This window comes from Armatimonas sp. (assembly GCF_964826245.1).
This window is the reverse complement of the sequence record NZ_CBAYMC010000165.1, coordinates 1-10,073: the sequence shown is the minus strand read 5'-3', so window position 1 is coordinate 10,073 and position 10,073 is coordinate 1. Positions and strand designations below refer to the sequence as shown.

Annotated in this window: 10 protein-coding genes; 2 read left to right on the top strand and 8 right to left on the bottom strand. The window is 57.3% G+C overall.

Translation table 11 applies throughout. The features are described from left to right. On the bottom strand, positions 1–400 hold a 400-nt coding region (locus tag AC1XOS_RS15210; RefSeq protein WP_481963075.1), incomplete at its 3' end, for a Gfo/Idh/MocA family protein. A 69-nt stretch (positions 401–469) separates the two neighbouring features. Between AC1XOS_RS15210 and AC1XOS_RS15205 the strand changes: the two genes are divergently transcribed. After that, a complete protein-coding gene (locus tag AC1XOS_RS15205; protein WP_481963074.1) occupies positions 470–1,306 on the top strand; it encodes a helix-turn-helix transcriptional regulator in 837 nt (278 codons plus the stop codon). Positions 1,307–1,472: 166 nt separating this feature from the next. Here the strand turns inward: AC1XOS_RS15205 and AC1XOS_RS15200 are convergent, their stop codons facing one another. The 4 genes from AC1XOS_RS15200 to AC1XOS_RS15185 all read right to left on the bottom strand — a co-directional run bounded on the left by AC1XOS_RS15200 (position 1,473) and on the right by AC1XOS_RS15185 (position 7,491). Next, complete coding sequence (locus AC1XOS_RS15200) at positions 1,473–1,835, bottom strand: hypothetical protein (RefSeq protein WP_481963073.1); 363 nt, start codon at positions 1,833–1,835, stop codon at positions 1,473–1,475. A gap of 235 nt (positions 1,836–2,070) precedes the next feature. Then, on the bottom strand, positions 2,071–2,865 hold the full coding sequence (locus AC1XOS_RS15195; RefSeq protein WP_481963072.1) for a hypothetical protein: 795 nt from the start codon (positions 2,863–2,865) through the stop codon (positions 2,071–2,073). 166 nt (positions 2,866–3,031) lie between these two features. Further along, entirely contained in the window at positions 3,032–6,289 is a 3,258-nt protein-coding gene (locus AC1XOS_RS15190) for a ribonucleoside-diphosphate reductase subunit alpha (RefSeq protein ID WP_481963071.1), read from the bottom strand. Between the two features lie 116 nt (positions 6,290–6,405). Continuing rightward, on the bottom strand, positions 6,406–7,491 hold the full coding sequence (locus AC1XOS_RS15185; RefSeq protein ID WP_481963070.1) for a ribonucleotide-diphosphate reductase subunit beta: 1,086 nt from the start codon (positions 7,489–7,491) through the stop codon (positions 6,406–6,408). Between the two features lie 250 nt (positions 7,492–7,741). Between AC1XOS_RS15185 and AC1XOS_RS15180 the strand changes: the two genes are divergently transcribed. Continuing rightward, the gene (locus AC1XOS_RS15180) at positions 7,742–8,359 is read left to right on the top strand and encodes a hypothetical protein (RefSeq protein ID WP_481963069.1); all 618 of its coding nucleotides are present in this window, start codon (positions 7,742–7,744) and stop codon (positions 8,357–8,359) included. Here the strand turns inward: AC1XOS_RS15180 and AC1XOS_RS15175 are convergent. The 3 genes from AC1XOS_RS15175 to AC1XOS_RS15165 form a co-directional block, all read right to left on the bottom strand. Beyond that, positions 8,356–9,012, bottom strand: coding sequence for a potassium channel family protein (locus tag AC1XOS_RS15175; protein ID WP_481963068.1), 657 nt, complete (start codon positions 9,010–9,012; stop codon positions 8,356–8,358). The genes AC1XOS_RS15180 and AC1XOS_RS15175 overlap by 4 nt on opposite strands. Before the next feature lie 6 nt (positions 9,013–9,018). Continuing rightward, positions 9,019–9,474: an NAD-binding protein gene (locus AC1XOS_RS15170; RefSeq protein ID WP_481963067.1), complete on the bottom strand. Its 456-nt coding sequence runs from the start codon at positions 9,472–9,474 to the stop codon at positions 9,019–9,021. Between the two features lie 21 nt (positions 9,475–9,495). After that, a partial coding sequence (locus AC1XOS_RS15165; protein WP_481963066.1) for a hypothetical protein occupies positions 9,496–10,073 on the bottom strand: 578 nt, incomplete at its 5' end.

Here is a 10,073-nt window from a genome sequence, read left to right as displayed (position 1 = left end):
GGTTCAGCGGGTCGCAGCGCATCTGGAAGGCCATCTGGAAGTGCACGCCGCTTTTCTCGACCGCCTCGATCATCCGGTCGCAGTCTTCCAGCGTGGTGGCCATGGGCTTTTGGCAGAGGATGTGCTTGCCTGCCGCCGCCGCCGCAACCGTCAAGTCCGCGTGCTTATTGGTCTCGCTGGTGATGATCACCGCATCGATGTCCGCACGGCTCACCAGCGCCTCGTAGCTGCTCTCGAACTCCATCCCGTAGCGCTCGGCGGCCTCGCGGCCCCGCGCCTCGTTGTCGTCCCAGCACGCCACTAAAATGGCATCATCGAAGGTCTTGATCTTATTGCAGTAGGCATGGATATGTCCATGCGCAAAACTCAGCACACCGAGTCGGAGGGTCGTCGTAGACATTTGCTCTGTGTTGTACCCGAAATCCAAGAGAGGACGTTAGGCCGTTGCTGTCGAAAATATAGGACAATCTTGACTTCCACTCCACGACGAATCTTTGGGCGCCAGATTTTTGGCACCGGGCCGCTGACGATCCATGTCCACCGGCATCTCTTCACGGGGACGCTCGCGCCGCACGACCACGACTTCCTCGAAGCCGTGCTGATTTTATCAGGCACGGGGACACACCACACGGCTCAGGGAGATACCGCACTTCTGCCAGGCCATGTGCTCTTTCTGCGCCCCGGCACCTGGCACGCCTATCTGGACTGCGAGGAGCTGGACTACATCAACTGCTGCTTTGGTGCCGAGCTGCTCCGTGGCGTTCTCGACGAGCCACTCCTGACCCGGACGGCTAGTACCGTGCTCCAGCCAGACGATCTTGACTTCTGTCTTCGCACTTTGGAGAGTATCGAGCGCTCCCAGAGCGGCCTGGAGCGCCTTGGCTACTTGCTGGTCTTTCTCGCCCGCCTCGCCGAGCAAGTTCCCCCCGAGACGGTGGCCCATACGCCCCATCCCAGCACAGCTCTCATCAAGTCCCAGCTCGAAGAGGCGCTTTCGCGTCCGTGGACCCTCACCGAGCTGGCCGCGCTCGCTTATCTAGAGCCCACGTATTTTGTCCGTCGCTTCCGTGCTGACACCGGCCTGCCTCCGATGGCCTGGCTCGCCCGGCTGCGCGCCGAGCGCGCCGCCACGCTACTGCTACAAACCAACCTCTCCGTCCAAGAGATCGGGGAGCGCGTCGGCTGGAGCGACCTGAGCTACTTCGCCCGCCGCTTCCGCGCCCACTTCGGCTGTAGCCCCAGCGCCTACCGTGTCCGCTTGGGCCAAGCCAACGCCACCAGCGCTGGGCTGGCCTACTCGCGCTAATCCCCCCGGTTGGAGTCCCCCCGATCAGAACGAGGGGACTGGAGAGCTAAAGCTACGAAGGGCAACCCAGAGGGTACCCGGCCCATAGATCGGAATATTCTGTATGGCCGGGACGGCCTTTGTAGCCGAAGGCTCTCCAGTCCCGCCGCTCCAACCGGCGGGAGCTCTACGGAGTGGGGGCTTTGGGCTTGCGAGCGGGGCGCTTGTACTCGCTCTTTTTCTTGTAGCCCAGCGCCTGGTACTCATCGGAGTCTTTGCCATACTGTGCGGCGACTTGCTCACTCACACCCAGCATAAAGGCATGGTACTCCCGCTCCATCGCATCGGTGTGGTCTCGTACGGCGGCAAGCTCCGCCTCTTTTTGTAGCTCCGCTGTCCGCGCCGCATCCAGCGCATTGCGTTTCGCTTCAGCCTGCGCCTTTGAGTAGGCCGCGTTTGCGGGCTGGTAGTCCGTGAAGGTCTTGAGAATCTCTAGGTTGTCTCGATCTTTTTGCACCACCGGCGGTGCGAGCCGATTCTGTTTTGCCATACGCTGAGGGTCTCCTTAAATGCCCCTCAGTGATGCGACACGCGGATATATCCCAAGGTTGCAGTGCCCAATCCTAGTTTTTCCGTGATGCATCCGAGGCTTCTTGGGCCGTCTCCCCGAGAGGCAATGACTGATCTTAAGAAGCCTATGATGCGTCCCTATGTCTCTGTGATGCGTCACATCATTTCTGTGATTCATCACAAGAAAAGTGGGATATGTCCGAGGCGTGTTGTGTTCAGGGAAGGGTTTGCTCAAAGGCCGAGAGTTCTTCAATTGTGTAGTCCCAGGGCCAAGCGACATTTTTCTCATGCTGATGTTTCCAAAAGAGCTGAGAAAGATCGCTAAAAATGAGAGGGCGAGTCACTTCGATTTCCTTGCGTTTTTGTCGATTTTCCGACTTCGTAAATCTGTGATGGTTAGAATCGCGCTCAAAAAGCGCCCAGCGATAGAGTGCTTCTTTGGAGATACGTGGATGGGGATCACAGGTAATTCTCTCCAGGAGAGTCGCATTGGAAAAATCAATCATGCCTTCCACACACTGCAGAGCAGCCCAGCGACTCAGATAACAAGGACTCTCTAGAAGTTTCTCGTGAAGCTCCCACCCTTCCACAGCTCTTGTCCAACAGGCTTCCCGAATCAGAGTTGGCATCAAGAGAGGGTCAGTATCGCGAAAACGAAGGAAGGCAGCATGGAAGACTTCTTTATACCCCAGCATATTGGCCCGCATCGCGTCCACCAGAATATTACGCTCCGAGGCGACGCTATTCAAAAGCCGCTCGCGCATAATCCGGGTAAGCTCACTGGCTTCCAGAGCTTCCTGAATTTTTGGGACAAGAGCTAGTTTGGTCTCAAGTCCATCACGGAGAAAATAACGAGCACTGGAGAGTTCCTCAAGAGAGAGTGGCTGCTGAAAACAGAGGATCAGTTCCTGAATGGTATTGTCAATCCCAAATTTGACATAGGTGTTTGTTGCTGTAATCTTGTCTGTCCCCAAATAGTTGCGAATCTGATTACGTAGTTCTGTGCTCATGCTCGCTCTATCACTCCAAAGTAGACAAAAGAAAAAGGCCAGAGGCAATCGCCCCTGACCTCAAAATCTCGCTCAAATCTCTGTCTCCCCTCCTTTCCCCTTCCTCCCAGGATTGGCACCCAGAGGGTACCCGGGGGCTGGGGGAGGAGGGAATCACGGAGGAGGGCTACTGGCACGCCTCGCACTCTTCGCCGTTGCGCATGGCCTCAATCGAGCAGGCGATTTGCTCCGCTTCGGTAAAGACCTTCTTGGCGGCGGCTGCCTCCGCGACGGCGGCGTTGGAGCCGGTCTCGCGCATCTTGAGAGAGACGGTGGCCTTCTCAATATTGCTCGCGCCCAGCGTTCGCAGGTAGTACGTCGTCTTGAGGCCTGCGTGCCAGGCGTAGCGATACATGTGCGAGAGAGCCTTCATGTCCGGCGTGCCTAAGAAGAGGTTCAGCGACTGGCTCTGGTCAATCCACTTCTGCCGACGAGCACCGGCGTCAATCAGCGCCTCGAAGGGAATCTGGAACGCCGTGAGGTACTTCTGCTTGATCCACTCCGGAATCTCCTCGATGTTGTGCAGATCGCCATCGAAGTACTTGATCTGGTCCACGACCTCCTGGTTCCAGAGGTTGGCCGCCTTGAGATCGCGCACCAAGAACGAGTTGAGCACCACAAAGTCACCCGACAGGTTCGACTTCACAAAGAGGTTCTTGTACATCGGCTCGATACAGGGCGACGTTCCCATGATATTGGCGATGGTTGCCGTGGGGGCGATGGCCAGCACATTGGAGTTGCGCATGCCCTGCGCCTGGATCTTGCTGCGGAGCGCCGCCCAGTCTAGCTTGCCACCCCGGGCAACTTTAATCTCGACCCCGCGCTCTTTTTCCAGCAGCTCGATGGTATCGGGAGGAAGGATCCCACGATCCCACTTGCTCCCCTTGAAGCTAGAGTACGCCCCGCGCTCTGCCGCCAGGTCGCTGGATGCCTCGTAGGCGTAGTAGGCGATGGCCTCCATAAACTCATCGTTGAACTCGATGGCTTCCTGCGAGGCAAAGGGGATGTCTTTCTTGTAGAGCGCGTACTGAAGCCCCATCACGCCCATCCCAACCGGTCGGTGGCGCTTGTTAGACGTCTCCGCAGGCTTGGTGGGGTAGTAGTTGATATCGATCACGTTGTCGAGTGCCCGCACCGCGATCTGAATAGTTTCTTTTAGCTTGATATGATCGATATTTCCATTTGCATCAAGATGATTATCGAGAATAACAGATCCTAAGTTGCAAACAGCAGTCTCTTCTGGCCCTGTATTTAACGTTATCTCAGTACATAAGTTACTACTATGTATAACTCCGACATGATCCTGGGGTGAGCGGACATTACACGGGTCTTTGAAGGTGATCCACGGATGGCCGGTCTCGAAGATCAGCTTGAGCATCGCCTTCCAGAGCTCGATGGCCTCGACTTTCTTGCCACTGAGCTTGCCCTCGTCCACCAGCTTCTCGTACTCTTCGTAGCGCTTCTCAAAAGCCGAGCCAAAGAGATCGTGCAGGTCAGGGACATCGGAGCTGCGGAAGAGAGTCCACATCGCGCGGGCCTCCATGCGCTTCATGAACAAGTCAGGAATCCAGTTTGCCGTGTTCATGTCGTGCGTGCGGCGGCGCTCATCGCCCGTATTTTTTCGCAGCTCTAAGAAGTCAAAGATATCGTTGTGCCAAACTTCAAGGTAAGCACAGCCAGAACCAGCCCTCTTTCCCCCTTGATTGACAGCCACAAGCTGATCATTATGCATTTTAAGGAAGGGAATCACGCCTTGTGACTCTCCATTAGTCCCTTTAATGTGACTTCCGGTTCCACGGACGGCTGTCCATGACCCGCCGAGGCCTCCAGCCCATTTGGAAAGGAATGCATTCTCTGCAATACCACGAATCATAATGGATTCGATGCTATCATCCACTTTGTAGAGATAACAGGAGCTTAGCTGGCTATGAAGTGTGCCTGAGTTGAATAAAGTAGGCGTAGAAGAGCAGAAACGGCGGCTTTTGTACATGGTGTAAAGCTCTAGCGCATGCTCTTCTTTATTTTGTGCATCGGCGTAGAACAGGCCCATCGCGACGCGCATCCAGAAGAACTGCGGCGCCTCCAAACGCCGTGGGCGCTTGCCGGTCTTGTCCGTGATGAGGTAGCGGTCGTAGAGGGTCTGGAGGCCGAGATAATCGAAGTCGAGGTCTGCCGTGGGGTCGAGGGCGTTGGCGAGCCGGTCAATATCGTAGCTCAGAAGACTGGGCGCGAGGCGCTCGATCTGCACGCCGTAGTCTAAGTACTGCTTGAAGGCTTTCTTGTGCGCCTCTTTGAGCCCACCAATGCCATCGCGCACGATGTCCCAGGCCAGGGTCTCTTCGTAGATGTAGGTCAGCAGAATCCGGCCCGCAAAGAACGAGAAGTCCGCATCGCGCTCCATCAGCATCTTGGCGTTCAGAACGATTGTCTTGTTGAGATCCTCGTGGCGGATATCGGCGCGGATGGAGCGGCGCAGCTCAGCCTCAATCTCACCGGCACTTAAGCACAGATCCAGGCCAATGGAGGCGAACTGGATGCGCTTTCGCAGATCCTCACCGTCCCAGAAGTTGCTCGTGCCATCGTCCTCGGTGACGGGAATTAAAGCGAACTGCGGGTCAGGGGCGTTGCTGACACTTGCCTCGGAGGCGCGGAACATCATGCGCTTGGCGCGGTAGAGAATGTAGTCCTCGGCCACTTTCATGTAGCCCGCGAGCACCAGCTCCTCTTGCACAAGGTCCTGCACGGTCTCGATAGGAATGTAGGTCATCCCGAGGCCACGAGCACGCTCGCTCACCCGGCTCGTGATCTGCGGCGCGGAGTCGGCCTCCATCTTCATCGAGAGGAACGCCTTGCGCACCGCCACTTCGATCTTGTCTTGGTTCCAAGGCACCACTTGGCCGTTGCGGCGGATCAGGCGCATCTGGTCACTGGGGATCGTGTTCTGCGAGGAAGGGAAGCTGGTGCGCTGCATCACGAGAGCCTTGGCGACTTCGTAGGCACCTTTCTCGATCAGCGCCGCCTCAACCAGCACCGAGAGATCGTAGTCGCTGAGCCGTGCCCCGCGTCCATTGTCGCCCAGGCGGGAGAGCTTCTCCACCACACGCGTCGTGGTGTCGCGCACAAACGTGCGGTTCTCGTCGGTGTTGACGTCTTGCTGGCCGCGTGCAAAGTGAAAGGTCACCAGGGCGTCGCCCACGATCTGCGCCGCGATCTCAGGCGCAAACGTGCGCTCCGCGTCTTTTCCGATAAGCCGTATCTCAAGCTCCGGCAGGCCCAAGTCGCGAACCGCCTCCAGCCCGTCAAAGTACGGTTTCTGGTCGCTTGGCAGCAGTGCCGCGCGCTTGATCTCCAAGTCGCGCAAGATTTCCGGCAGATTAATTGTCATTGTAATTGCATGTCCTAAAACATTTCGCCCCCCTAACCCCCGCCGGGCGGGGGGACAAAGCAGAAAGAGAGATTACCTCATATCCCCCCCCGCTGGGCGGGGGATGGGGGGGAGGATTACAGCTCGTCGTCGTCCACTTGGGAGAGCGAGCTGGATTTCTGGTACTCGGTGACGCGGCCCTCAAAGAAGTTCTGTTCTTTTTTGATGTCCATCAGCTCCGCGAGCCAGGGGAGGGGATTGACCAGACCGGTGTGGATCGGGCAGAGGCCCACACCCTCTAGGCGACGGTCCGCGATAAAGTCAATGTACTGCTGGAACTCCTCCGACGAGAGCCCTAGTCCGGCGACAGGGAGGCAGTCGTTGATGAAGGCTTTCTCTAGGCTCACGGCCTCTTTCATCAAGTCCACCAGCTCTTGCTGGAAATCGGGCGTCCAGATCTCGGGGTTCTCTTCGATCAGGCCGAGAAATAGATTGCGGAAGACCTCGATGTGGTTGGACTCATCGCGGAGGGTGTAGCGGAACATGGTTCCGATTCCGGTGAGCTTGCCCTGGCGGTAGAGCGAGAGCACCATGCCAAACAAGCCGTAGAACTGGGTGCCTTCCATGCACTGGCCAAAGACAAAGATATTCTTGGCTAAGAGCTGCCTGTTCTCCCGCGTGGTCAGATCCAGATCCCGGCGCAGGGAGCGAGAGACGCGGGTGACGAACTCGTTTTTCTTGCGGATCGTCTCGATGTCTTCAAACATCGCCTCGCACTCGTGGGGATCGATGCCCAGTGAGCTGATCATGTAGAGCAGTGAGTCGGCGTGGATGTTCTCTTCGTGGGCGTGGCGGCCTAGCACCAGCTTCAGCTCCGAAGCCGTCACCAGCTCGCGCACCACGTGCTGGATGTTATCGCCGACAATTCCCTCAGCGGCGGAGAAGTAGCCAATGGCCATGCGCACGATCCAGCGGTCAATATCGGAGAGGGCACTATCACTGCGCCACTGCTCGGCATCTCGCTGCATGGGGACATCTTCTGGTTCCCAGTGATTGGCTTTCATTTTTTGATAGAGATTGTAGGCCCACTGGTAGCGCAGGGGAAGCAAGTTAAAGGTCATGGTCGAGCGACCATTGATCACACGCTTTGCTGCGAGAGCTGCCGCCGCTTTTTCTTCATCAAGGAGAAATGTCTTCTCACCGAGGGTATAGGTTGTCTGCATGCCGCTGAAATAACTTTCTAATTTAAGATACTACTATGTTTGCTCCACTAGCACTAGTAGCTGCCAAGTTGGGGAAGCTACTACATGTAGTGGACGAGGTTGATTATACGTGCCACATATGGGACTGTCAATAATTTTTACTGGTAAACTTACGTGCAAACGCGACTATTTTTAAGAGGCAAACATATGGGAAAACGTTTGCCTGTAGGAGAAGTTGACAAAACTCATGTTTGCCCCTTATAATCGCCTCATGTCTACCCAACTTTTTGAGGAGGATGCGCCCCCGGTGGCCGCTCCTAAAAACGGTCGCTCCGCACGCAGTGTACCCGCTCCTGCTCCTGAGATACTCCCATCCGAGCCTGAGATTAGCCTGAGTGATCCCTTTGCGGACGAGCCCGAGGGGGTTGCCGCTGCGCCGACGCCAGAGCCCGAAGCACCGCCTGTAATTGAAGCACCGCCTGTAATGATCGCGACGGTTGCCGAGGCACCCAAAGAGTCTATCGCTCTTCCTACTCCCGCAGTGACTCCCACGCCTGTTGTCGCGGTAACGGTGCCTGTATCCGGGCCACGCCAGCTCCCCGACGAGCGCCAGAGCTTGACCCTGACCCTGAAGGCGGGCGGCTGTGAAGGGCTTGTGATCGTGGGGCTGTTTGCCGATGGCACGCCAGGCGAGGTACTTCTCCTGCTCCGCAGTGCACCCGCAGGAGCTGCGGCGGCACTAGAGGCCTTCGCGGCTACCCTGACTCTCGCCCTGCCCTACGGGATCCCCGCAGGCGCGATGGCAAGTCAGCTCCTAGGGCTTATCACGGACAGTAGCGCACGGGAGGCCGCGACCGCAATCACCGCCTCACTCAGCGCTCGTTTCTAAGCCGAGAAGACACCATGTAGGGCTGGCTCCTGGTTCTGTTGAACCAGAGTCAGCACGGTGTCGCCCGTCTGCAGAATTGCATTAGGCGAGGGGAGAAGCCCTTTGTCGCCGCGAAGCAGGGCGATGATATGGGCATCCCCCGGCAGCGCAATCTCGCCAATCGCGCGACCGACAACCGGGGAGTGCTCGGAGAGCTCGATGGAGACGATCTCCAGATGACCGCGAGCAAGGGCAGCCACGGGAATGAGATGATCTACCTCAATTTCCTGCTCAATCAGGTTGAAGATCAGGCGGGTCGAGGAGACCGTGGTATCAATCCCGAGCTGAGCAAAGAGGGCTTCGTTTGCAGGGGAGTTCACGCGCGAGATTGTCCGGCTGATCCCAAAGCGCTGCTTAGCCATCTGGCAGACGATTAAATTATCCTCGTCCTCACCCGTGGCCGCCACAATCACATCGGCGCGGGCGAAGCCCATCTCCGCCATGACACGTGCCTCACAGCCATCCCCTTGCTGCACAACTTCCCCAAGGTCTTCGGCGAGCCGCTGAGCACGGGCACGCTCTTTCTCCAATAACAAAACTTCATGGCCTGCCGCCACGAGGTCTTTGGTCAGATAGTAGCCGACATTGCCGCCACCAATCACAATCACGTACATACTTCTCTAAACTTTCTGTGCGGTATCTAAGTAGCTGGCAAGCTGATCCATAAACGCGTCTGGACGTCGCCCTTCGACAAGATCACAGAAGAGCCCTGCAGCCGTGGAAGTGGTGCAGAGGGTCTGGATTCCCATCTCCGCATAGACCGCCGCCCGCGACGGATCGTAGATACGGGTAAAAACCTGAGGGACATTAAAGATTTTCTTCGCGATCTGGGCCGCCATGATATTGCGATTGTCGCCATCGGTGACACTGATAAAGGCATCCGCCCCCTCGATCCCCGCGCGCTTTAGAACATCCATGTCCGTGCCTGGCCCGACGATCTTCTGCCCTTGAAACTTGCTGCCCAGCCGCCGAAACGCCTCGGAAGTACGGTCCACAACCGTGACCTCGTGACGCTCCGCCAGCAGGCGCGCCAGGGTAGAGCCCACGCGCCCACAGCCCACAATGACTACTCTCATAGGAAGCGATTGTACCCGATTTCACAAATCACGTCGCCCAAAAACCAGCGCTCCCAGCAGAAATACCAGCACCACATAGCCCCCGATATAGGCGAAGTCTATCGGCTGAGCCTGCTGACCAGGAAACGGACTGGCAAGCGTGATGGTCTTGCCATCGAGAGTGGGAAATGGCCCAAGAAGCTTGGTTGTCCAGCGTGCCATCCGCCCGATCGGCATGGCGTAGCTCGCCCCCGTCGCAAAGACTCCCAGGGCCTGAATCGCAAATGTCCGCTCCAAAAAGCGCAGCAAGCCCTCCGCCCACCCAATTCCTGCCGCCATCACCGAGAGTCCGGCGGCGAGGGGAAACGCACTAAACGTCGAGAAGCAGAGCGCGAGAGTCGTAAAGACCAGAGGATAGAGTGCGAGGCAAGGGAGCGCCAGAAAGATATTACGATGAGAGTGATGGGGATCTCGCACCGTCGCCACAACAAAGAGCACCAGCGCCCAGAAGAGCAAGCTTCCCAGCACAAAGCCCAAGATCCCCAGCCACTTCCCCGCATAAACTGCCGTTCGGGTGAGAGGCTTGGGCAAGATCGTGCTCAGCACCCCGCGATCCACCT

Bases quoted from the DNA above. Each gene is read 5' to 3' on its own strand.
- AC1XOS_RS15200 (WP_481963073.1), bottom strand. From the start codon at position 1,835: ATGGCAAAACAGAATCGGCTCGCACCGCCGGTGGTGCAAAAAGATCGA.
- AC1XOS_RS15195 (WP_481963072.1), bottom strand. From the start codon at position 2,865: ATGAGCACAGAACTACGTAATCAGATTCGCAACTATTTGGGGACAGAC.
- AC1XOS_RS15190 (WP_481963071.1), bottom strand. From the start codon at position 6,289: ATGACAATTAATCTGCCGGAAATCTTGCGCGACTTGGAGATCAAGCGC.
- AC1XOS_RS15185 (WP_481963070.1), bottom strand. From the start codon at position 7,491: ATGCAGACAACCTATACCCTCGGTGAGAAGACATTTCTCCTTGATGAA.
- AC1XOS_RS15180 (WP_481963069.1), top strand. From the start codon at position 7,742: ATGTCTACCCAACTTTTTGAGGAGGATGCGCCCCCGGTGGCCGCTCCT.
- AC1XOS_RS15175 (WP_481963068.1), bottom strand. From the start codon at position 9,012: ATGTACGTGATTGTGATTGGTGGCGGCAATGTCGGCTACTATCTGACC.
- AC1XOS_RS15170 (WP_481963067.1), bottom strand. From the start codon at position 9,474: ATGAGAGTAGTCATTGTGGGCTGTGGGCGCGTGGGCTCTACCCTGGCG.